The organism is Pseudomonas sp. AK-TSAG1-1, assembly GCF_056821665.1.
In genome coordinates this window covers 2047285-2069808 of the sequence record NZ_CM165965.1, presented here as the reverse complement: position 1 = coordinate 2069808, position 22524 = coordinate 2047285, and the positions used below count along the sequence as shown (strand labels likewise).

The following is a 22524-nucleotide window of genomic DNA, read 5'->3' as shown; positions in this document are numbered from 1 at the left end:
ATGCGTTCTCTAACCTTCCACCTGAAAATCCTGATCACCATTCTGGTGCTCTTGGGCGTTTCGGTTACGGCCTATCAGATTTTCGTGCTCGGCATCCCGGTGACCGAAGACGCCACCGACGACCTGTGGAATATCGACGCCAAGGTCGAGTTCGTCGCCAGCACCAAAGATCCGGTGAAGATCCAGATGTTCGTGCCGCCGCTGAGCCGCGATTACGTCAGCCTCAATGAGAGCTTCATCTCCAATAACTACGGCGTGGCGGTCAATCGTGTCGACGGCAACCGCAAGGTCACCTGGTCGGCACGCCGGGCCAAGGGCAACCAGACCCTTTATTACCGCCTGGTGCTGACCAAGCGTTACACCGCCGAGAAAACCAAGATCAAAGGCCCGACCTTCCGCGACAGCATTGCCATCGAAGGCCCGGAAAAAATCGCCGCCGAAGCCCTGCTCGCACCGATCCGCCAGCACTCGGCCGACGTCGAAACCTTCATTGGCGAGGCGATCAAACGCGTCAACAACGCCAACGATGACAACGTCAAACTGCTGCTGGCCGGCGACCCGTCGACGCCGCACAAGGCGAAGATCGTCGAACTGCTGCTGTCGATTGCCCACGTACCGGTGGAAAAAGTCCACACCATCCGCCTCGTCGCCGATCAACCGCAAACCCCGGAACTGTGGCTGCGCAGCTTCAACGGCAACGACTGGCTGTACTTCAACCCGGAAACCGGTGAACAAGGCCTGCCGACCGACCGCCTGCTGTGGTGGACCGGCGATGAAAACCTGATCACCGTCGACGGCGCGAAGAAAGCCAACGTGACCTTCAGCCTGAACAACAGCGAGATGAACGCGATTCGTCTGGCCAAGCTGACCGACGAAAACACCGACGCCAACTTCCTCGAATACTCGCTGTACGGCCTGCCGCTGCAGACCCAGCAGACGTTCATGATCATGGTGATGATCCCGATCGGCGTGCTGGTGATCCTGATCCTGCGCAACCTGATCGGCCTGCAGACCCTCGGCACGTTCACCCCGGTACTGATCGCTTTGGCCTTCCGCGAAACACAACTGGGCTTCGGCATCCTGCTGTTTACCGTGATCACCGCGTTGGGCCTGTCGTTACGTTCGTACCTGGAACACTTGAAGCTGCAGATGCTGCCGCGATTGTCGGTGGTGTTGACCTTCGTGGTGGTGCTGATTGCGGCGATCAGCCTGTTCAGCCACAAACTCGGCCTGGAGCGCGGCTTGTCGGTGGCGCTGTTCCCGATGGTGATTCTGACCATGACCATCGAACGCCTGTCGATCACCTGGGAAGAACGCGGTGCCAGCCATGCGCTGAAAGTGGCGATCGGCACGCTGTTCGCCGCCTCGCTGGCGCACCTGATCATGACCGTGCCGGAGCTGGTGTACTTCGTGTTCACCTTCCCGGCGATCCTGCTGATTCTGGTGGGCTTCATGCTGGCGATGGGTCGCTATCGCGGCTACCGCCTGACCGAACTGGTGCGCTTCAAGGCTTTCCTGAAGAAGGCTGACGCCTGATGTTCGGTTTCTGGAAGACCTGGAAGGCCCTGGAGGCCCGGGGCATCATGGGCATCAATCGGCGTAACGCCGACTACGTGCTCAAGTACAACAAGCGCAGCCTGTACCCGATCGTCGATGACAAGATCATCACCAAGGAACGCGCAATCGCCGCCGGCATCCATGTGCCGGAGCTGTATGGCGTGATCTCCACCGAGAAGGAAATCGACAAGCTCGACGAGATCATCGGCGGGCGCAACGACTTCGTGATCAAACCGGCCCAGGGCGCCGGCGGTGACGGCATCATCGTGATCGCCGACCGCTTCGAGGGCCGCTATCGCACGGTGTCGGGCAAGATCCTCGCCCACGAGGAGCTGGAGCACCATATTTCCAGCATCCTCACCGGCCTGTATTCGCTGGGCGGCCATCGCGACCGCGCGCTGATCGAATACCGGGTAACCCCGGACCAGATTTTCAAGAGCATCAGCTACGAAGGCGTGCCGGACATCCGCATCATCGTGCTGATGGGCTACCCGGTGATGGCCATGCTGCGGTTGCCGACCCGCCAGTCCGGCGGCAAGGCCAACCTGCACCAGGGCGCCATCGGCGTCGGTGTCGACCTGGCCACCGGCCTGACACTGCGCGGCACCTGGCTGAACAACATCATCAACAAACACCCCGACACCACCAACGCGGTGGACGGTGTGCAACTGCCCTACTGGGACGGTTTCATGAAACTCGCCGCTGGCTGTTACGAGCTGTGCGGGCTGGGTTATATCGGTGTGGACATGGTGCTGGACCAGGAGAAAGGCCCGCTGATTCTGGAGCTGAATGCGCGGCCGGGGCTGAATATCCAGATTGCCAACGATTGCGGGCTGACCCAGCGTACGCATGCGGTCGAGGCTCATCTGGAGGATCTGAAAGCACGCGGGGTGACGGAGTCGGTCGAGGAACGGGTGGCGTTTACTCAGGAAATGTTTGGGCATATTCCAGCGGTCGAGGGCTGATCCAGCACCGAGGCGCGGCCTTCGCGAGCAAGCCCGCTCCCACAGGGATCTGATCAATACTGAAGATCCAATGTGGGAGCGGGCTTGCTCGCGAAGACGGACTCCCCCGCCCCAATCCGCTCATCGCCCGACATCCCCTCTAGGAGCAACTCCCGCAGAGGACTACAATCCCCACCCCGCCTCAATGGCCGATCTGCCCCGCCCATGTTGACCTGTTCCGTACACCCGCTGCCCTACCGCACCAATCCCGCCGACTACTTCGCGGCCATCCGTCATGCGCCCGGAGCCGTGCTGCTCGACAGCGGCCGACCGAGTGCCGACCGTGGCCGTTACGACCTGCTCAGCGCCTGGCCGCTGGAACAACTGGCGGTGTTGCCGAACGAAAGCGGCTGCCTGTTCCTGCAACGCCTGCGCGATAACCTGACCCGCCTGGGCGAAGCGCAGCTGCCGGGAGACTATCAGTTGCCCTTCGCCGGCGGCCTGATCGGCTATCTGAGCTACGATTTCGGCCGGCATCTGGAAAACCTGCCGAGCCCGGCCCGGGACGACCTGCAACTGCCCGACGCGCGCTTCGGTCTGTACGACTGGGCGCTGATCAGCGATCACCAGACAGCCACCAGCCAACTGGTGTTTCACCCGTCGCTGGCCGACAGCGAGCAGCAGCGGCTGATCGCGCTGTTCACTCAGCCAGCTTCGGCGACACTGACGCCGTTCACACTGAACACGCCGATGACCGCCGACCTGTCAGCCGATGACTATCGCCAGGCACTGGAGCGCATTCATCAATACATCCAGGCCGGTGATTGCTATCAGGTCAACTTCGCCCAGCGTTTCCGCGCGCCGTGTCAGGGCGATCCGTGGCTGGCCTATTGCGCGTTGCGCGAGGCCTGCCCGACGCCGTTTTCCGGCTTCCAGAGCCTGCCCGACGGCGGCGCAGTGTTGAGTCTGTCGCCGGAACGTTTCGTCAAAGTCAGCGAAAGGCAGGTGGAAACCCGCCCGATCAAAGGCACCCGCCCCCGTGGCCTGACGCCTGCCGAAGACGCGGCCAACGCCGCCGAACTGCTGGCCAGCCCCAAGGATCGCGCAGAAAACCTGATGATCGTCGACCTGCTGCGCAACGACCTCGGCCGCACCTGCCGCATCGGCTCGGTGCGGGTGCCGGAGTTGTTCAGTCTGGAAAGCTATCCCAACGTGCATCACCTGGTCAGCAGCGTGACCGGGGAACTGGCGGATGACCGCGACGCGCTGGACCTGATTGCCGGCAGCTTCCCCGGCGGTTCGATCACCGGCGCACCGAAGATTCGTGCGATGCAGATCATCGACGAACTGGAGCCAACGCGGCGGGGCTTATATTGCGGCTCGCTGCTGTATCTGGACGTGCGCGGCGAGATGGACAGCTCCATCGCCATTCGCAGCCTGCTGGTCAAGGATGGGCAGGTGTGTTGCTGGGGCGGTGGCGGGATTGTTGCCGATTCGAATTGGCAGGCGGAGTATCAGGAGTCGATTACTAAAGTGAAGGTTCTACTCGACACCTTGCAGAACCTCTAAAAGCTTAAACGCTTCGTCGGAACGCCGCCCGGAGCAAGCCCGCCCCCCTGGAATGCATTCCAAATGTGGGAGCGGGCTTGCTCGCGAAGGCGTCAGACCCGACGACTAAAGACTCAAATCCCGGTTCGAGGCCTTCAAGAATTCCTGCTTCAACTCGGCAAACGTATGCACCGCCGGGAACTGCGGGAACTCGCGAATCACGTTCTCCGGCGCATGGAACAGAATCCCCGCATCCGCCTCGCCCAACATGCTCGTATCGTTATACGAATCCCCCGCCGCAATCACCCGGTAGTACAGGCTCTTGAACGCCAGGACCGACTGACGCTTGGGATCTTTCTGACGCAATTGATAGCTGGTCACCCGGCCGCTGTCGTCAGTGATCAGACGGTGGCAAAGCAAGGTCGGGAAGCCCAGTTGCCGCATCAGCGGCTGAGAGAACTCGTAGAAGGTGTCCGAGAGGATTACCACCTGGAAGCGCTCACGCAGCCAGTCGACGAACTCCACTGCACCGTCCAGCGGTTTGAGCGTGGCGATCACTTCTTGAATATCCGAGAGCTTCAGGCCGTGCTCGTCGAGGATGCGCAGGCGCTGCTTCATCAGCACGTCGTAATCGGGAATGTCCCGGGTGGTGGCCTTGAGGGATTCGATTCCGGTTTTTTCGGCGAAAGCGATCCAGATTTCCGGTACCAGTACCCCTTCAAGATCCAGGCAAGCAATTTCCACAAGACACTCCATTTGCATTGATTATTGGGTCCAGCCAGCCCGAACTCTAGCGACTCCCCTGCCACGGCGCAATGCAGCGGGCACCCCGTACCCCGCCACTTTTTGCTAACATCGCCGCCATATAGAGCGCCCAGCGCCACCGACCTGTAGGAAGCCGCCCTGATGAGCCCAACGTTCGATGTCGTGGAACTCGCCACGACCTATGCCAACAAATCCGCCCAGGACATCCTGAAACTCGCGTTTGCCGAGTTCGGCGATGAACTGTGGATATCTTTCAGTGGCGCCGAGGATGTGGTGCTGGTGGACATGGCCTGGAAGCTGAACAAGAACGTCAAGGTGTTCAGCCTCGACACCGGCCGGTTGCACCCGGAGACCTATCGCTTCATCGATCAGGTGCGCGAGCACTACAAGATCGAGATCGAACTGGTGTCGCCGGACTACACGAAGCTGGAACCGTTCGTGAAGGAAAAAGGCCTGTTCAGCTTCTACAAGGACGGCCATGCCGAATGCTGCGGCATCCGCAAGATCGAACCGCTGCGTCGCAAGCTCTCCGGCGTCAAAGCCTGGGCCACCGGCCAGCGCCGCGACCAGAGCCCCGGCACCCGCAGCGCCGTGGCGGTGATGGAAATCGATACCGCGTTCTCCACCCCGGAGCGCACCCTGTACAAGTTCAACCCGCTGGCGCAGATGACCAGCGAAGAGATCTGGGGCTACATCCGCATGCTCGAATTGCCGTACAACAGCCTGCATGAACGCGGCTTCATCAGCATCGGCTGCGAACCCTGCACCCGCCCGGTCCTGCCGAACCAGCACGAGCGCGAAGGCCGCTGGTGGTGGGAAGAAGCAACGCAGAAAGAATGCGGGCTGCATGCGGGGAATATCATCAGCAAGGCGTAAGTCTCTGCCCGAATGATGTCCCCCTGTGGGAGCGGGCTTGCTCGCGAAGGCGTCGTTTCAGTCAACAAATCCAGTGACTGACAGACCGCATTCGCGAGCAAGCCCGCTCCCACATTGGTTTTGTGGTGCCATGAAAAAATGTGTACACACGAATGTCACCATCGGTGCCATTTATGTGTGCACTTTTGGTCTTCACGCCCTGAAAAGTTACATCCCTTCTGCACGTCCCGGCGTTTTGCCACCTGCGCAAAATCCCCTGTCAAAAATAAATACCTGTTCAGTCGGTCAATTTATAACCAATTATTTTCAAACACTTAGCGCTCATCGATAACTTTTCGAAATGAGTACGGCTACGCATAGATCGTCAACTGGCACAGATCTGGCTTAAGTGCATACATGTTTTGTATACAAAACTGCAAAACATAAACCCACACTTTCGATCCGCAAGCCTGAAGCGCCCTATCCCGTACAGGCTGCAGATGCCCCGTAACCAGTGATGTTTGCTGGCCGCGACGAAGATTTGTCGAGCCTTCGGCTCATGCACAGTCATCGCGGCCCGCTCATCAGGAGCCTGCCGGAATGCGTACAAGTCTCTCCAACAATATCGCGCTGAATCTGCCCGCCTCGGCCCTCGACCAGCCATCGTCCCACGATGGCCTGGCTGAACCGTTACAACTCAGCCCCCGTCTGCACAACAGCGACCTGGCACCGACCCGGGCCGAAGGTCGGCGCTGGGGCAAATACAGCATCTTCGCCCTGTGGACCAACGATGTGCACAACATCGCCAACTACTCGTTCGCCATCGGCTTGTATGCATTGGGCCTGGGGGGTTGGCAGATTCTGCTGTCATTGGGGATCGGCGCGGCGCTGGTGTACTTCTTCATGAACCTGTCCGGCTACATGGGACAGAAAACCGGGGTGCCGTTTCCAGTGATCAGCCGGATCAGTTTCGGCATCCACGGCGCGCAGATTCCGGCGTTGATCCGGGCGGTAATCGCCATCGCCTGGTTCGGGATTCAGACGTACCTGGCGTCGGTAGTGTTTCGCGTGCTGTTGACGGCAATTCACCCCGGCTTCGCCGATTACGACCACAATTCGATCCTCGGCCTGTCCACCTTGGGCTGGGTATGTTTCGTGGTGATCTGGTTCGTGCAACTGGCAATCCTCGCCTACGGCATGGAGATGGTCCGCCGTTACGAAGCCTTTGCCGGACCAGTGATTCTGCTGACTGTCGCCGCCCTCGCCGCCTGGATGTACACCCAGGCCAACGGCACCATTGCCTGGTCGATCCGCGAACCGCTGAGCGGCGGCGAGATGTGGCGCAACATCTTTGCCGGCGGCGCCCTGTGGCTGGCGATCTACGGCACGCTGATCCTGAACTTCTGCGACTTCGCCCGCTCTTCGCCATGCCGCAAGACCATCAGGATCGGCAATTTCTGGGGCTTGCCGGTGAACATTCTGGTGTTCGCCACCATCACCGTCCTGCTGTGCGGCGCGCAATTTCAGATCAACGGGCGGATCATCGAAAGCCCGACCGAAATCATCGCTTCGATCCCCAACACGCTCTTCCTGGTGCTCGGTTGCCTGGCGTTCCTGATCGTCACCGTGGCGGTGAACATCATGGCCAACTTCGTCGCTCCGGCCTTCGTGCTCAGCAACCTGGCGCCGAAGTACCTGACCTTCCGCCGCGCCGGACTGATCAGCGCGACCATCGCGGTGCTGATCCTGCCGTGGAACCTCTATAACAGCCCGCTGGTGATCGTGTACTTCCTGTCCGGTCTCGGCGCCCTGCTCGGCCCGTTGTACGGGGTGATCATGGTCGACTACTGGCTGATCCGCAAAGGCCGGATCCACGTCCCGCAGCTCTACAGCGAAGATCCCAACGGCGCTTATTACTACAGTCGCGGGGTGAATTTCCGCGCGGTGACGGCGTTCATTCCTGCTGCGTTGATCGCCATCGTCCTGGCGCTGGTGCCGGGTTTCCACAGCATCTCGCCGTTCTCCTGGCTGGTGGGTGCCGGCATTGCCGCCATGCTTTACCTGATCATCGCCAAGCGTCAGCCGCACTACGCCGACGTCAGCGGCGAATCCATTGCCGTCGACAACGTCAGCCATTAACTCCCTCGCGGCCCGGGCTTCGGGCCGCTGAACTGCCCGCAATAAGGACTTCTCATGCGAATTCTCGTGGTCAACGTCAACACCACCGAATCCATCACCCAGGCCATCGCCCGCTCGGCGCAGGCGGTCGCGGCCCCCGGCACGGAAATCGTCGGCCTGACGCCGTACTTCGGCGCCGATTCGGTGGAAGGCAATTTCGAAAGTTACCTGGCGGCCATCGCCGTGATGGACCGGGTGATGTCTTACGATCAACCGTTCGACGCGGTGATTCAGGCCGGCTACGGCGAGCACGGCCGCGAAGGATTGCAGGAGCTGCTCAACGTGCCGGTGGTGGACATCACCGACGCCGCCGCCAGCACCGCGATGTTTCTCGGCCACGCCTATTCGGTGGTGACCACGCTGGATCGCACCGTGCCGCTGATCGAGGACCGTTTGAAACTCTCGGGCCTGTGGGATCGCTGCGCCTCGGTGCGGGCCAGCGGTCTGGCGGTGCTGGAGCTGGAACACGAGCCGCAACGGGCGCTGGAAGCCATCGTGCAGCAGGCGGAACTGGCGGTAACCCAGGACAAGGCCGAAGTGATTTGCCTCGGTTGCGGCGGCATGGCCGGACTGGATGAACAGATTCGTCGCCGCACCGGAGTACCGGTGATCGACGGCGTGACGGCGGCGGTGACCATCGCCGAATCGCTGGTGCGCCTGGGGTTGTCGACGTCCAAGGTGCGGACGTATGCGACGCCACGGCCGAAACAGATCATTGGCTGGGCGGAGCGGTTTGCCCGCTAGACCGCGTTATCGTGCTTCGCGAACAGGCTCACTCCTACAATTTGGAATGCGTTCCCCTGTAGGAGTGAGCCTGCTCGCGATGGCCGCAACTCGGTCAAAAGCCGAACTCAGATAGCACTGAACCGCTGCGCCAACCCGCGCTCGGCAAACTGCTCGATCACAAAGTCGACAAACGCCCGGGTCTTGCCCGGCAGCAACTTATGCTCGGCGTAGTAGATCGAGGTGTAGCCGTCGTCGATGTACCAGTCCGGCAGCACCCGCTGCAGCCGACCCGACTCCAGATACCCCGAGGCAAACGGCATGCTCACCAGGGCAACGCCCAGGCCTTGGCTCGCCGCGATACAAGCCGCTTCGGAGTCGCTCATGGTCATGCGCGCCTTGAGCGTCAATGGGCGACAGATCTGTGGATCACGGCCGGTCAACTGCCAGGAACGCACGCGCCCGGTTTGCGGCGAGCGGATCAGAATGCCGTCGTGATACTTGAGTTCGTCCGGTTCAGTAATGGACGGATTGGCCTGCAGATAATCCGTGGACGCCACCAACACCCGATGCGCCGGACTCAGCCTGCGGGCGACGACGCCTTGGGGTAACTCGAAACCGCCGCCGATGGCCGCGTCGAACCCCTGCCCGATCAGATCGACCTGGCGGTTATCGAAGTGCCAATCCGGGCTGATTGCCGGGTATCGCCGCAAAAACTCGCCGAGCATCGGCACGATATGCAGGCAGCCGAAAGCCGTGCCCATGCTGACTTTCAGCGACCCCGCCGGAAGCCCTTCGACACTGGCCAGGTTGGCCACGGCATTCTGGATGGTCGTCAGGCTGGCGCTGACCTGACTCAGGAACAACTGACCGGCCTCGGTCAGCGCCAGGCTGCGTGTACTACGCTGGAACAGCCTTACGCCGAGGCGCACCTCGAGCTTCGCCACACTCTTGCCGACAGCTGCCGGAGTCAGGCTCAAGCGCCGGGCGGCCTCGGCAAAACTGCCGACTTCGGCACTGCGCACAAAGCATTCGATGCTGCTGAACGTTTCCATGATCGCCACTATAAACTTCTGGTTTACACAGACTATAGCAATCATGGTCTACACGGTTGTCGGTGCGAGGCCGATACTCGGCTCCAACAACAAGGCACCCTGCCTTGAATTTTCTGGAGATCGAACATGACCACTCAACACCTCAGCGGTAAAGTTGCTCTGATTCAAGGCGGTTCCCGCGGCATCGGCGCCGCCATCGTCAAGCGTCTGGCTGCCGAAGGCGCCGCTGTCGCGTTCACCTACGTCAGCTCCACCGCCAAGGCCGAAGAACTGCAGAACAGCATCACCGCCAAGGGTGGCAAAGCCTTGGCGATCAAGGCCGACAGCGCTGATGAAGCAGCCATCCGCAACGCGGTCAGCGCCACTGTCGAAGCCTTTGGCCGCCTCGATATTCTGGTGAACAACGCCGGCGTACTGGCCATCGCGCCACTGGAAGATTTCAAACTGGAAGACTTCGACCAGACCCTGGCCATCAACGTGCGCAGTGTGTTCATTGCTTCTCAGGAAGCCGCCAGACACATGGGCGAAGGCTCGCGCATCGTCAACATCGGCAGCACCAACGCCGACCGCATGCCCTTCGGCGGCGGCGGTGTGTATGCGATGAGCAAATCGGCGCTGGTCGGCCTGACCAAAGGTCTGGCGCGCGATCTCGGTCCGCGCGGCATCACCATCAACAACGTGCAGCCCGGCCCGGTAGACACCGACATGAACCCGGCCCATGGTGATTTTGCCGAAAGCCTGATCCCGCTGATGGCGGTCGGTCGTTATGGCACTGCCGATGAAATCGCCGGTTTCGTCGCTTACCTGGTAGGCCCTGAAGCCGGCTACATCACCGGTGCCAGCCTGACCATCGACGGTGGCTTTGGCGCCTGATTGCGCTGAATTCCGGGTACAAAAAAACGCCGCCTCTTTGCAGAGGGTGGCGTTTTTTATGCGTGCTTATCGGCTGATCAAGCCCACTCCAGCGCCGGCAAGCCACAGGCACTCGGGGCGAACGCTTTGAGCGAGCGCAAAATCCCGTCGGCATGGGCGTATTTCTCATCGGCCATGGCCGCATCGGGAATCGCGATGGCTGTCATCCCCGCCGCCTTGGCTGCGGTGACGCCAAATGGCGAATCCTCGAACACCAGACAATCTTCGGGCGCGACGCCCAGACGCCGAGCGGCGGTCAGGAAGATATCCGGCGCCGGCTTGGCGGCACCGACTTCCGGATCGTCCGCAGTGACGATGAAATCGAACAGCGCAAACCAGTCGCGGTGCAACGTGGTTTTCTGGCCAAACGACTGTCGCGATGAACTGGTGCCCACGGCGATCGGAATGTTGTGCGCCTTGAGGTGACGAATCAGTTCCTCCGCACCCGGCATCGCCTGCGCCTTGGGAAAACGCTCGCGCATCAACGGCTCGCGGATCACCAGGAACTCTTCGGCGCTGATCGGCAGATCCAGTGCCTGCACCACGTAGTTCGCCAGATCGTTGGCCCCACGACCGATGATGTTCTGTTTAACGCTCCAATCGAAAGTCCGCCCGTAACGCTCGGCAATGAGCGACGTGACTTCGGTGTAGATGCCTTCGGTGTCCAGCAACAAACCGTCCATGTCGAAAATCACGGCCTTGATCGGGCCAAACGCCTTCATCGGTGCATTCATCATCGGATCCGTTATCAAAAACATCCCAGGCGGCATCGTCGGCGCCGCTGCTCGGACCTGATTAATGGGTTCAGCAGCATAGCGAGGCCAACGGACATTCAGCAACGGGCAATGTCGGCGGGCCGTTGAATGGCTCGCTGATATTTAACGAAATGCCCTACAGCTAACGCCCACTTGCCCGACTTCTTTCCTGTTTGATCCCCCGCAAAGTCCGCGCACCTCTTTCACGTGCGCGAGTGCCTGCGAATTTTCCAAACCGATCGGCTTCTCGCCCTGAACAACAGCATCGGCCCGAGCGGCATTCTGGAAGTCAGCGACTGCTACCGGGGCCAGCGTTATCGCATCACCTTCTTTCCCGATGTTTCCACCGCGCAGGTCAAAGCGCTTTACGCCTCTTACGAAGGGATTCTGGGCGGGCTGGAGGGCTGGCTTCGCGACGAATGGGCGGGGTTTCAGCCTTTGTGGACGGAATTTTCCGGCGCCGGTTTCGGTGATCGTTACCGCCAGTTGCAACAGGCCGACTGGCGCGGGTTAGAGAAGGCCCTGCACGACATCTGGGATGACATTAAACAGCTGTTCGCCCTGCTCGCCGACCTGCAGGCCAACAGTGAAAAACTGCTGCAGCATGCGAGCGCGTTGAAGCCACTGCTGGTCAATGCCCGCGACGTGCCATTGAAGCCGACGCCGGCGATCCCGCTGAACATTCGTCAGGCTGACTCGCAGGTGTTGACCGTGCCGAACCCCGCGCCCATGGCACGGGACAAGTCGCGGAGCACAACCCGGATGGAGCGTCACGAACCTCGCGACGACGCTCCCGATCAAGCGAAAAATCCCAACGGCGACAGCGCCGATTGCGCCCTGCTGACCTGCACCAATGGCTGTCCGGTGTCGATGGTCACCGGCGAAGAACTGCTGACCCTCACCGATGGCACGCTCGATGGGCGCCTGCCGTTCGAGTTCACCCGGTTGTATCGCACCAGCGCCGTCGAGATCGACGTCGGACTCGGGTTTGGCTGGAGTCATTCGCTGGCGCATCGGCTGGCGTTCGATGGCGATGCGGTGGTCTGGATCGACCATGAGAACCGAAGCACACGGTTTCCCTTGCCCAGTGTTGAACGGCCGGCGATTCACAACAGCCTGTCGCGGGCGGCGATTTTTCTGGGGGATGAGCCGGAGGAGCTGATTGTTGCGCTGGCGGGGGATGTGGCGCGGTTTTATCACTTTCGCGCCGGGCGGTTGGTGGCGATCAGTGATGCGTATGGCAATCGGCTGACCGTTTCTCGTGATCATCAGGAGCGGATTGTTCGTCTCGACAATGGCGCGGGGCGGTCGTTGTTATTGCGTTATGACCGGGCGCAACTGGTCGCTGTCGACTATCAGTCCTTTGGCTCTGACGGGACTGGCTGGCATACCGAACAGACGCTGATCAGCTACCGCTACGACGCCCGCCAGCGTCTGCTGGAAGCGACCCATTCGGTTGGTGACAGCGAGCGTTACGACTACGACGACGCCCACGTTATCCTGCAGCGGCAATTGACCGGTGGTGCGAGCTTCTTCTGGGAGTGGGAGCGTTCCAGCACCGCCTGATCGGCCTGACCCGCCCCGACGGCAACACCGCGTCCTACCAGTACGACGCCTTCGGCCGGCGCATCCGCAAGACCGTCGACGGGGTCAGCACCGAGTTCTTCTGGCAAGGCGACCACCTCGTCGCCGAAAGCAGCCCGACCCACCACCGCAGCTACGTCTACGAACCCGGCACCTTCCGCCCAATGGCGCTGCTCGACGGCAAAGGCCCGAAAAAAGCCTGCCCGTTCTACTACCAACTCGACCACCTCGGCACCCCGCAGGAACTCACCGACTACAGCGGCGAAATCGTCTGGTCGGCGCAGTACGACGCCTACGGCAAAGTCTCGGCGATCACCCTGGCGGGCGAAGACTACCTGGATCAGCCGCTGCGGTTTCAGGGGCAGTATTTCGATGCGGAAAGTGGGCTGCATTACAACCGGCACCGGTATTACGACCCGAGGTTGGGGCGGTATCTGACGCCGGACCCCATCAAGCTGGCGGGTGGGCTGAATCAGTATCGGTATGTGTCGAATCCGACGGGGTGGGTGGATCCGTTGGGGTTGAGCTCGAACTGTCCGCCGCCGGTGAATCAAGGTACTCGTGTGGAGTATTTATACAAGGGAGAGGTGCGATCAGGGTATTTGTTATTGATGGGAAACAATCGGAAAGGTGAAGCAAAATTTGCTTTCGCAGGCACCAATTCGAATGATGAAAATTACGACGCTACACACCAAGAGTGGAAAAGAATTTTGGCGGACAATCAATGGCAACGCACAAGATAAAACTGTGAGGCCTGCTCATGATTAGGACATACAAAGCATTAGTCGTCGGAATCGATCCAGTCGTAGAAGACGCTATTGAACTGGTAATTGAGGATTTTTCGGTACGGTGCTTCGTCAGTTACAGCCCTTCAAAAATAGAGGTGGGCGGTACTTACGAAGTGGAGTTCGAAATGCTGTTGCCTGATGAAGAGTGCGTATCAGCCAGCGAATATAAAAAAAAGCAGATTGAGAGGATTGATGATGGGCTCTCCTGTGACATTTATGGCTACTTGGATGGGGACGTCTTCCGGTCTGTTGTCGATTTTGCTGATCAGGATATCCACTACGAATACCCCCATCTGAATGGGCACTTTAAAGTCAGCGCGGACAGGATTGATGTCTCATTCTGTGCAGCCAGTTAAAGCGATGCTGTGGGCGTTTCATCGACATCATCCTCCTTCTGCTCACCACCCATCTCACACCTCGCAAAGGGCCTGACAGAACCTCAGGCCCTGAAGATTCGAAAGCAGCACTACCTCGGTCGATCAAAGGAACAAGCAATTACTGCTCATCCTCATCCTCTTCATACTCCTCATCCAAAGCATCATCCGCATCATTCAGCGGCACGGTCGCATCATCCATCAGCGACCCCGGATCCTCGTTCCCCGGATCATTGATAAACGGCAGACCGCTCGGGCCTTTTTCTTCCTTGCCTTCAGTTTCGGGCGTCATGGCAAACCTCTACGTCTAGTGGGTTGTATAACGTTCGAAAAGCCCTACGGCCAATCGTTCCAGCGTCAGACCGCCAGACACGAAAAACCCGGCGCCAGGCCGGGTTTCTTTTCAATCGTCAATCAATGATGGCGGTTTTTATGTTTGTACTTGTTGTGCTTGTGACCGCCACCGGAATGTCCACTTCCGCCGTCGCCACCCAGGTTGTTGCCCACCGCACCACCGGCCGCGCCGCCCAATCCTGCACCGATGGCTGAACCGGTGGAGCCGCCCAGGCTGTTGCCAACCACTGAGCCACCGGCAGCGCCGAGGCCACCGCCAATGGCGGCTTCGGTGCGATTGTGTTTATTCGCGCCGACCGCGCCACCCGCCGCTCCGCCAACGCCCGCGCCGACCGCCGCACCGGTGCTGCCACCGAGCTGACCACCGACGACATTACCGAGCACGCCACCCAGCCCGCCACCGACAGCGGCACTGCCATCTCCGGCGGCCATCGCGCCTTGAGCAATCAGTAATCCGAAAAACAGTGCAGACAATGACAAACGCATTTGAACCTCACAGTTCCCGAATCGGGACGGTATGCCCACAGGGCCTATGTCATTTGGAGAGGTTTTCCGGAAAAACGTTCAGCCATGAAAAAGCCCGGCATCGAGCCGGGCTTTTTCTGACAAGCGTTCGCGATCAGTGACGCTTGTGACCCTTGGACAGGTTGGCGCCCACGGCACCACCGGCCGCACCGCCGAGGCCGGCGCCAATGGTTGCGCCATTTCTGCCGCCCAGGCTGTTGCCGATCACCGAGCCACCGGCCGCGCCAACACCACCGCCGATGGCTGCTTTGGTCCGGCTGCCTTTGCCCGCGGCCATCGCGCTGCCCGCTGCGCCTGCAACACCGGCACCAATCGCTGCGCCGGTGCTGCCGCCCATTTTCTGGCCGACCACATTACCCAGCGCGCCCCCCAGACCACCGCCAAGTGCAGCAGTGCCTTCGCCAGCCACCGCACCTTGAGCAACCAGAAGACCCAGAACCAGAGCGGGCAACGTTAAACGCATGACAAGAACCTCAAAAATAGGGAGATCAAAAGGGGCCGAGATTGAACGCTGCCGACGGGCTGAAGTCCAGACAAAATCAGCTGCCGCCGCGCACTTGGCGCCGATTGGACAGCGAATTGGCAAAAGGTTTTATCGCAGGCAAAAAAAAGCCCGCTGGGGAGACGGGCTGGAGACTTGCTTTCTAACGGATGGCTTCACCCTACGTCCGTGGACGTGAAAAGTTTGTGAAAAAAATCGGAATCTGCCCACCTGCTTGTAGGAGATTTCCCTTATAAACTTCAGGCATAAAAAACCCCGTTCATAGACGGGGTTATGAGGTAGCTGATTACTTTCTCGACCGGGCCGAGACCTTCGGCAGAAACTTGGCTTTCGGCCCCTTGGGCGCGGTGGACTTGATCTTGCCGGTCTGAACCGGATCCTCGCCAAAGCCCGCCTGATACTCCGTCTGGCCGCAACGGACGCAGTTGTTGAATGAAAATTCAGCGCCATCGTCTTCGATATACGGATCAGTCATACCTTCGCCCCTTTCAAATGGATCGATACCGGCAAAGCCTTTTTGCCTGAAAAAATATCGACCTCCAAGGCTTTTGAGACTAGCCGGTCATTCCTGGACTTGTGATTCAGATTGGCTGATGCCCGACGAATGGGCTGCACCGATTCAACATCTGCAATCCACAGGGCTGAACTGAGCACAAACAGCAAAAGCCCACTCATCGTCTGAATGGGCTCGCTTGAACCGGCAACGGCATCAACGCAACTTGACCGCCGTACCCGTCGCGAACACGACAACCATGCCACCCTTACCCGCGGGCATGCTGATCTCGAAATCCAGCCCGACCACCGCATCCGCCTGCAACGCCCGCGCCCGCTCCTTGATCTCGTCAGTCGCCTGAACCCGCGCCTCTTTCAAAGCACGCTCCAGCGTCTGCGAGCGCCCACCGAAAAAATCGCGCATGCCGGCAAACATGTCACGGATCACATTCACCCCCTGCACCGACTCCGCGCTGACAATGTCCAGGTACGCGGTGATCTGCCGGCCTTCGATGGTGTGAGTGGTAGAAATGATCATGCAAGCAGTTCCTATGTCCATAAAGGTCGCGATTGTAAACCCTGAACGAGAAACGCCGAGATAGTAGCCTTATAATCGCAGTTCCTGACAGACACGTCGCTTGGCGACGACTGCACCACTGTTAACTTTACGCGCGCACAGCGATACACGAAGGATCACCCATGCAATACACGCTTCGCCTAAAAGGAATGTGCTGTTTTCTGTTCTTCGCCCTCTGTTTCAACGCCGTGCTGCTCTTCGTTCTGCTGTGGTCCGCCCTGCTCTTCCAGCCCTTGCTGGCCTGGTTTGATAATGCGAGCTTTATGGTTAACGCCAACCACTTCCTGGCGGACTTCAAAACGTTGTCGTTTACCGAAAAGTATTACTCAACCCGCGATCAACTCTTCACTCTCTCTAGCCACGCAATGATCGGAAACTGCATTGGCTGGTTCAGCTACCTGTTACTCACTTTGCGAAAAAGGGCAAAACTGGCAATCGTGCCCTTGGGCGTCATGCTGGTGCTCATGTCAGCGCTGAAGCCCGAATGGCTGGTCATGAGCATCTTTGGCTATGTGACTTCGTACATCAGCGCCGTGTTTCTTCACTACCACAGCATGAACGTGCTGCAGTTCTTCATCTCGGATCTCGCCGAAAAACATTACTCCCTGAACAATGTGTCCATGCACCACGAAGCCACGTTCAGAGAGAAATGCACAGAAATCGCCGACGCCATCGGCAGCTCGCCTGAAGCAGTCCTGGACGATATGAATAGAAGGTTGCCGGGCGTGTTATTGGGGATGTACGTCGCGGAACCGGATCGACTGTTCCCTGGGTTTGAATCGCGTTTCGTCCCGAAAAAGCAATGAGCCAAGCCAGACCTGGAACCGCGAGCAGGACGTCAGCATTCGCTCTATCTGCGCCAACACCAGGGTCCTGCCCTGGTGCGAAGAAAATCCGGACGCCAAAAACCTAAAAACCCCTGATCTCTTTCGAAATCAGAGGTTTGGCGTATTGAATTTGGCGGTGAAGGAGAGACTCGAAACTTCAGGCTGGGACAGTGGAGTTTCGGTATTTGAGGCAGCTTCCGAGCCAGCAGCAACACCCAACCGACTAAACGGTGCCTCTCAAGCGCATCAGGTTCAGCAAGGAATCTCGTTCTTGCAGAGCCTATGGTGAGTGGAACGACCTGCCCGACGAGGGCAGCGCACCTTTGATGGCAACGACCGGGACATGCAGCTTGGGTTGTGTGATGTCATAGACCTGAAGTTCACACCCTTCCCCACGATCTACGAAAACAAACTCCGCCAGATAAACCTTTTGCTTCTCGGGAACAAAGGTACTTGTGATCGGTCCGCAGGTGTAATACGAGGAGACAGTCGGATTGGCGGTTACCTTTTTCTCATACTTGTTCTTCGACGGGTTGAATACATAGTCTTCGTTGTAAAGCGTGCGATAACCTGGCGCCGGAATTTGGCTTCTGACCGTCGATGATCCGCCCACTTGCAATGTCTGGCCGGGATCGGCCAGTATTTCCAGCTGGGGGAACTGCTTGGAAACCGCACTATTGAGACGACTGAACCATGCGCCAACTTTATTGCGAAACGGTTTGACGACGGTCCCAAGTTTATCGGGTCGTTTATCCGGGTCGTTTCCTCGAACTACTTCAAAATCTACCGGGTTAGCTGCATCACCTGATGCCTGCATGATCACTTTGGCGTGTAGTTCATCTACGGTGACCGTCTTCTGCTCCAGCATGATGCCATCGGTCCAGAGTGATGGCGCGGAACTGCGAGAATCGGTAACGCAACCGCACAACCCCAAAAATAGAGCCATCATGACAACTGTCTTCACTGCACTTCCCTGCGTTGAACTGCCGATGAGCTTCCAGGCATTTAGCGCTTCCTGAAGGCGATTACAAAACGCCACTATCGCGCAGAATCACAACCTAGGGAAACCGGTGAAACGCGGAAATTTCGCCCTTTTTATTCGAAACGCCAAAGCCTGCTTGTCTGAGCCTGCTTTTGACGCACCGAAACAAAGCATCAGCCCCCCTATTGATCCTATCGGGTTATTTTCCAGACGCCAGAAACCACAAAACCCCTGATCTCTTTCGAAATCAGGGGTTTTGTGTATTGAATGTGGCGGTGAAGGAGAGATTCGAACTCTCGATACAGTTTCCTGTATACACACTTTCCAGGCGTGCTCCTTAAGCCACTCGGACACTTCACCGTATCTCTTCAAACATGTTCTGTCTGTCGAGGCGCGCTAATGTAGTCGAAAGCTTTTCCGATGGCAAACTTTTTTTCAGAATTTTCATGCGGTTAAGAGAAAAAGTCGTTTGGCCCGGCGCTGGACGATGGCAAACCGGCCAATCTCTGGTGATGCCGACCCTTCTATATAGAAGCAGAACGGCGCGCTACGCCGGGTGAGCCGGGAAACGGTGACCAGCGAGTCAGTCACGGCGCTTTACCTGGCCTACGGTGGTGGGTAACGTCTGCCCATCTTTCTTACAAGGAATTGCGTCATGAGTGAGTTGATTGCCTACCACCTCGAAGACGGCATCGCGACCCTGACCTTGAACAACGGCAAGGTCAATGCCATTTCCCCGGACGTGATTGCGGCGTTCAACGCGGCGCTGGATCAGGCGGTGACTGATCGTGCCATTGTGATCATTACCGGTCAGCCGGGGATTCTGTCCGGCGGCTACGACTTGAAGGTGATGACTGCCGGCCCTAAAGAAGCCGTGTCGCTGGTGACCGCCGGTTCGACCCTGGCCCGTCGTCTGCTCTCTCACCCGTTCCCGGTGATCGTTGCGTGCCCTGGGCACGCGGTGGCCAAGGGCGCGTTCCTGCTGTTGTCTGCCGATTACCGCATCGGCGTCGACGGCCCGTTCAGCATTGGTCTGAACGAAGTGCAGATCGGCATGACCATGCACCATGCCGGTATCGAGCTGGCACGTGATCGCCTGCGTCGTTCGGCGTTCCACCGTTCGGTGATCAACGGCGAGATGTTTGATCCAAAGAGCGCGGTGGATGCCGGTTTCCTCGACAAGGTGGTGGCTGCCGAAGAACTGCAAGGCGCCGCCCTGGCCGCCGCGCGTCAGTTGAAGAAGATCAACATGAATGCGCACAAGAACACCAAGCTCAAAGTGCGCAAGGCGCTGCTCGAAGCCCTCGACAACGCGATCATCCAGGACCAGGAACATCTGGGCTAAGCCGCCTCTTCCCGAGCCGAAGAAAAGCCCGACCGTCGTGTCGGGCTTTTTCTTGCGCGTTCGGTTGATCAACCGTCAACCGCTCTAGGACAGGTCTGACGATCACCCCGGAAACATGCGCTTAAACATCGCCTATCTCCGGACTCTATAGCAGCAATTGCCGAAAACAGTGCACATCCGTACACTGCGCCACCTTTTGTCCCGGTGGGCCTGAAAATGCTGTTTGTGTTTCGTATGTTATTGATGGGCCAGCACTTTATTCTGGCCGGTGTATTGGGGGTGATTCTCGGCCTGTGCCGTCCCTTCAACCCCGACAACAGCCGTCTGTGCGCCCGCCTCTATGCTTGGCCGGCCATGTGCATTCTGCGTCTGCGCGTAAGGTCCGACGTCCACGGCTTGATGAACAAGCCGGACAGCTGCGTGATCATCGCCAACCATCAGTCCAACTACGACCTGTTTGTGTTCGGTAACGTGGTGCCGCGTCGCACCGTGTGCATCGGCAAGAAGAGCCTGAAATGGGTGCCACTGTTCGGGCAGTTGTTCTGGCTCGCCGGCAATGTGTTGATCGACCGAGGCAATGCGCACAAAGCGCGTCAGTCGATGCTCACCACCACCAACACCTTGCAGAACGAAGACACCTCGATCTGGGTGTTTCCGGAAGGTACGCGCAACCTCGGTGAAGAATTGCTGCCATTCAAGAAGGGGGCGTTCCAGATGGCGATTGCCGCCGGCGTGCCGATCGTGCCGGTGTGCGTCAGCAGCTACATCAAGCACATGCGCCTGAACCGCTGGCGCAGCGGGAAAATCCTCATACGCTCGCTGCCGGCTATTCCTACAGCAGGGCTGACGATGGATGACATGCCCTTGCTCATGTCCCAGTGCCGCGAACAGATGCGCGAATGCATCGCCGCGATGGATCAGCAGTTGCAAGCTGCGTGATAAAACAGACCCGCCTTGTGCGGGTTTTCTTTTGCCGGGTGAACTGTGCAGATTTCACTGACTCTCAAGCAGCGACACGGCTAAGCTGAAGCCTTGTACTCCCTGCCATCTGCCAAGAAGAAGTGAACCACCACCATGGGTCGAGTTGTTGCTGCTGCGGTTTACAGCGCTGGTAAGAAAGTCACCAATATTACCCTCGATGAGGGTGCCGCCTGGGCCGCCAAGACCGGGCACTTTGTCTGGATCGGCCTGGAAGAGCCGGACGCTCAAGAGCTGGCCAAACTGCAACGTCAGTTCAACCTGCACGAACTGGCCATTGAAGACGCCCTGGAAAAACACAGCCGGCCGAAGCTGGAAACCTTTGGCGACGCATTGTTTATCGTCACTTACTCGCCGATTCGCGAGCATGGCATTTTGCAGTTCATCGAAACGCATATCTTCGCCGGCAAGGGCTACATCATCACCGCCCGCAACGGCCACTCGGCGTCCTATGCGCATGTCCGCCAACGCTGTGAGGCACGTCCATTGTTGCTGGAGCACGGGGAAGATTTCGTCCTCTATGCAATCCTGGATTTCGTGATCGAAAACTACCAGCCGGTGGGCGAGGCGATTCATGCCGAGATCGATGAACTGGAGCGCAACGTACTGTGCAGTGCGCTGAACGAACACGACATCCAGAAGCTCCACGGCCTGCGCCGCGATGTCCTGCGCTTGCGTCGCTATGCAGCGCCGATGGTGGAGATCGGTGAGGAGCTGCAGAAGCTGAGCTTTCCGTTCATCGACAAGAACATGCGCCCTTACTTCCGTGATGTGCAGATTCACGTCACGCGGCAGATGGAAGACCTGACCACGCTGGCGGACATCGCCAGCCAGACCATCGAGATCGGTGTGTTGCTTGAGGCTTCAAGACAAAGCGTGGTGCAGCGCAAGTTTGCCGCGTGGGCGGCAATTCTCGCGTTCCCGACAGCGGTGGCCGGGATCTACGGGATGAACTTCCAGAACATGCCGGAGCTGAGCTGGCACTACGGCTATTTCGGCGTGCTGGGGTTTATCACGGTGGGGTGTGTGAGTTTGTGGGCGAGTTTCAAGAAGTCGGGGTGGTTGTAGTAGCGACTGCGTTGGCCGGACAATCCGCGAGCAGGCTCGCTCCCACCTGGATCTTGTTATCGACAAGGATCAATGTAGGAGCGAAGCTTTTCAGGCCGCTTCTGGCTTGTGCGCCACAAAACGCATCATCCATTCCGCAACTGTGGTGCCATGGTGTTCCTGCTCCAGGCTGGCGACGCCTTTAGAGTAGATCTGTGAACCCAGCGCTTCCTGGCGCAGTTCCAGCAGCGCCCGCGAATAGTCGTGAATGAATTCCGGATGGCCCTGGAAGCACAGCACCTGATCGTTGATGTGATACGCGGCAAACGGGCAGAAATCGCTGGAGGCGATGACGGTGGCATTTTCCGGCAGCGCGGTGACTTGATCCTGATGACTGATCAGCAGCGTCAGCTCTTCGCGTACCGGGCTCATCCACGGCGCCTTGGCCGCCAGTTTGTAGTTGTGGGTGCCGACACCCCAGCCCTGAGTGGCGCGCTCACTCTTGCCACCGAGCAGCAGCGCCAGCAGTTGATGGCCGAAGCACACGCCGAGCAGCTTGTCGCCACGCTCGTAACGGGTCAGCAGGTATTGCTTGAGGGTCTGGATCCACGGGTCGGTGCCGAACGAATCAGCCTTGCTACCGGTGATCAGGTACGCGTCAAACGTCTGGTCGTCGCTCGGGTATTCGCCCTGCATCACGTTGTACACGGTGAACTCGGCGGCAATCGGCTGCTGCGAGAACAGGCGCTGGAACATCTGCCCGTAACCCTGATATTGATCGACCAGTTCCGGACGCAGGATGTCGGTTTCCAGAATGCAGATGCGTAGCGACATAAAAAATACCTGACACGTGATGG

The 22524-nt window shown here is 58.9% G+C and carries 22 protein-coding genes, 1 tRNA gene and 1 pseudogene; 13 read left to right on the top strand and 11 right to left on the bottom strand.

Annotation, left to right across the window (positions count from 1 at the left end; genetic code table 11):
* The 3 genes from rloB (at position 1) to pabB (ending at position 4070) form a co-directional block, all read left to right on the top strand.
* Positions 1-1536, top strand: coding sequence for an osmotic stress tolerance membrane protein RloB (gene rloB, locus AC1UK9_RS09560; protein ID WP_025110317.1), 1536 nt, complete (start codon positions 1-3; stop codon positions 1534-1536).
* A complete protein-coding gene (locus tag AC1UK9_RS09555) occupies positions 1536-2522 on the top strand; it encodes an alpha-L-glutamate ligase-like protein (protein ID WP_025110316.1) in 987 nt (328 codons plus the stop codon). The genes rloB and AC1UK9_RS09555 overlap by 1 nt, the downstream gene beginning before the upstream one ends.
* A 204-nt stretch (positions 2523-2726) precedes the next feature.
* Positions 2727-4070: an aminodeoxychorismate synthase component I gene (pabB, locus tag AC1UK9_RS09550; RefSeq protein WP_482579921.1), complete on the top strand. Its 1344-nt coding sequence runs from the start codon at positions 2727-2729 to the stop codon at positions 4068-4070.
* A 105-nt stretch (positions 4071-4175) separates the two neighbouring features.
* On the opposite strand, the gene thrH is transcribed toward pabB, so the two are convergent.
* Entirely contained in the window at positions 4176-4793 is a 618-nt protein-coding gene (gene thrH, locus AC1UK9_RS09545) for a bifunctional phosphoserine phosphatase/homoserine phosphotransferase ThrH (protein ID WP_025110314.1), read from the bottom strand.
* A 162-nt stretch (positions 4794-4955) separates the two neighbouring features.
* Between thrH and AC1UK9_RS09540 the strand changes: the two genes are divergently transcribed.
* The 3 genes from AC1UK9_RS09540 to AC1UK9_RS09530 all read left to right on the top strand — a co-directional run bounded on the left by AC1UK9_RS09540 (position 4956) and on the right by AC1UK9_RS09530 (position 8591).
* A complete protein-coding gene (locus AC1UK9_RS09540) occupies positions 4956-5690 on the top strand; it encodes a phosphoadenylyl-sulfate reductase (protein ID WP_482579920.1) in 735 nt (244 codons plus the stop codon).
* Positions 5691-6269: 579 nt separating this feature from the next.
* Positions 6270-7808 (top strand): NCS1 family nucleobase:cation symporter-1, encoded by a 1539-nt coding sequence (locus AC1UK9_RS09535; RefSeq protein ID WP_482579919.1) that lies wholly within the window; start codon positions 6270-6272, stop codon positions 7806-7808.
* A 54-nt stretch (positions 7809-7862) separates the two neighbouring features.
* Complete coding sequence (locus tag AC1UK9_RS09530) at positions 7863-8591, top strand: aspartate/glutamate racemase family protein (RefSeq protein ID WP_482579918.1); 729 nt, start codon at positions 7863-7865, stop codon at positions 8589-8591.
* 107 nt (positions 8592-8698) lie between these two features.
* Here the strand turns inward: AC1UK9_RS09530 and AC1UK9_RS09525 are convergent, their stop codons facing one another.
* On the bottom strand, positions 8699-9625 hold the full coding sequence (locus tag AC1UK9_RS09525) for a LysR family transcriptional regulator (protein ID WP_482579917.1): 927 nt from the start codon (positions 9623-9625) through the stop codon (positions 8699-8701).
* A 126-nt stretch (positions 9626-9751) separates the two neighbouring features.
* On the opposite strand from AC1UK9_RS09525, the gene AC1UK9_RS09520 reads away from it, so the two are divergent.
* Entirely contained in the window at positions 9752-10498 is a 747-nt protein-coding gene (locus AC1UK9_RS09520) for a 3-oxoacyl-ACP reductase family protein (protein WP_482579916.1), read from the top strand.
* A 77-nt stretch (positions 10499-10575) separates the two neighbouring features.
* On the opposite strand, the gene AC1UK9_RS09515 is transcribed toward AC1UK9_RS09520, so the two are convergent.
* Complete coding sequence (locus AC1UK9_RS09515) at positions 10576-11271, bottom strand: HAD-IA family hydrolase (protein ID WP_025110308.1); 696 nt, start codon at positions 11269-11271, stop codon at positions 10576-10578.
* Between the two features lie 765 nt (positions 11272-12036).
* Here AC1UK9_RS09515 and AC1UK9_RS09510 point away from each other — a divergent pair.
* Positions 12037-13433 (top strand): annotated as a pseudogene (locus AC1UK9_RS09510) (RHS repeat domain-containing protein); the annotation flags it as partial.
* Positions 13434-13636: 203 nt separating this feature from the next.
* A complete protein-coding gene (locus AC1UK9_RS09505; protein ID WP_482579915.1) occupies positions 13637-14020 on the top strand; it encodes a hypothetical protein in 384 nt (127 codons plus the stop codon).
* A gap of 139 nt (positions 14021-14159) precedes the next feature.
* Here the strand turns inward: AC1UK9_RS09505 and AC1UK9_RS09500 are convergent, their stop codons facing one another.
* From AC1UK9_RS09500 to AC1UK9_RS09480, 5 genes are all read right to left on the bottom strand, one after another.
* Positions 14160-14330: a hypothetical protein gene (locus tag AC1UK9_RS09500; RefSeq protein ID WP_177327379.1), complete on the bottom strand. Its 171-nt coding sequence runs from the start codon at positions 14328-14330 to the stop codon at positions 14160-14162.
* Positions 14331-14452: 122 nt separating this feature from the next.
* Complete coding sequence (locus AC1UK9_RS09495) at positions 14453-14878, bottom strand: YMGG-like glycine zipper-containing protein (protein WP_025113330.1); 426 nt, start codon at positions 14876-14878, stop codon at positions 14453-14455.
* A gap of 133 nt (positions 14879-15011) precedes the next feature.
* Positions 15012-15380 carry a glycine zipper domain-containing protein gene (locus tag AC1UK9_RS09490; RefSeq protein WP_007960728.1) on the bottom strand — a complete coding sequence of 123 codons (369 nt, stop codon included), beginning with the start codon at positions 15378-15380 and terminating at the stop codon, positions 15012-15014.
* A gap of 325 nt (positions 15381-15705) precedes the next feature.
* Positions 15706-15894 (bottom strand): hypothetical protein, encoded by a 189-nt coding sequence (locus AC1UK9_RS09485; protein WP_103521257.1) that lies wholly within the window; start codon positions 15892-15894, stop codon positions 15706-15708.
* Between the two features lie 234 nt (positions 15895-16128).
* Complete coding sequence (locus AC1UK9_RS09480; protein ID WP_025113332.1) at positions 16129-16449, bottom strand: YbjQ family protein; 321 nt, start codon at positions 16447-16449, stop codon at positions 16129-16131.
* A gap of 161 nt (positions 16450-16610) precedes the next feature.
* Between AC1UK9_RS09480 and AC1UK9_RS09475 the strand changes: the two genes are divergently transcribed.
* Entirely contained in the window at positions 16611-17294 is a 684-nt protein-coding gene (locus tag AC1UK9_RS09475; protein WP_473015008.1) for a hypothetical protein, read from the top strand.
* A gap of 301 nt (positions 17295-17595) precedes the next feature.
* On the opposite strand, the gene AC1UK9_RS09470 is transcribed toward AC1UK9_RS09475, so the two are convergent.
* Together AC1UK9_RS09470 and AC1UK9_RS09465 are read right to left on the bottom strand one after the other, a co-directional pair.
* The gene (locus tag AC1UK9_RS09470; protein WP_473015006.1) at positions 17596-18279 is read right to left on the bottom strand and encodes a hypothetical protein; all 684 of its coding nucleotides are present in this window, start codon (positions 18277-18279) and stop codon (positions 17596-17598) included.
* A 288-nt stretch (positions 18280-18567) separates the two neighbouring features.
* Positions 18568-18657 (bottom strand) — tRNA-Ser (locus tag AC1UK9_RS09465).
* Positions 18658-18952: 295 nt separating this feature from the next.
* On the opposite strand from AC1UK9_RS09465, the gene AC1UK9_RS09460 reads away from it, so the two are divergent.
* The 3 genes from AC1UK9_RS09460 to AC1UK9_RS09450 all read left to right on the top strand — a co-directional run bounded on the left by AC1UK9_RS09460 (position 18953) and on the right by AC1UK9_RS09450 (position 21688).
* Entirely contained in the window at positions 18953-19642 is a 690-nt protein-coding gene (locus tag AC1UK9_RS09460) for a crotonase/enoyl-CoA hydratase family protein (protein ID WP_473015005.1), read from the top strand.
* Between the two features lie 216 nt (positions 19643-19858).
* Positions 19859-20581 (top strand): lysophospholipid acyltransferase family protein, encoded by a 723-nt coding sequence (locus AC1UK9_RS09455; protein WP_482579914.1) that lies wholly within the window; start codon positions 19859-19861, stop codon positions 20579-20581.
* 135 nt (positions 20582-20716) lie between these two features.
* On the top strand, positions 20717-21688 hold the full coding sequence (locus AC1UK9_RS09450) for a magnesium and cobalt transport protein CorA (protein WP_473015003.1): 972 nt from the start codon (positions 20717-20719) through the stop codon (positions 21686-21688).
* A gap of 90 nt (positions 21689-21778) precedes the next feature.
* Here the strand turns inward: AC1UK9_RS09450 and AC1UK9_RS09445 are convergent, their stop codons facing one another.
* Complete coding sequence (locus tag AC1UK9_RS09445; protein WP_025113336.1) at positions 21779-22501, bottom strand: amidotransferase; 723 nt, start codon at positions 22499-22501, stop codon at positions 21779-21781.
* Positions 22502-22524: the final 23 nt, after the last annotated feature.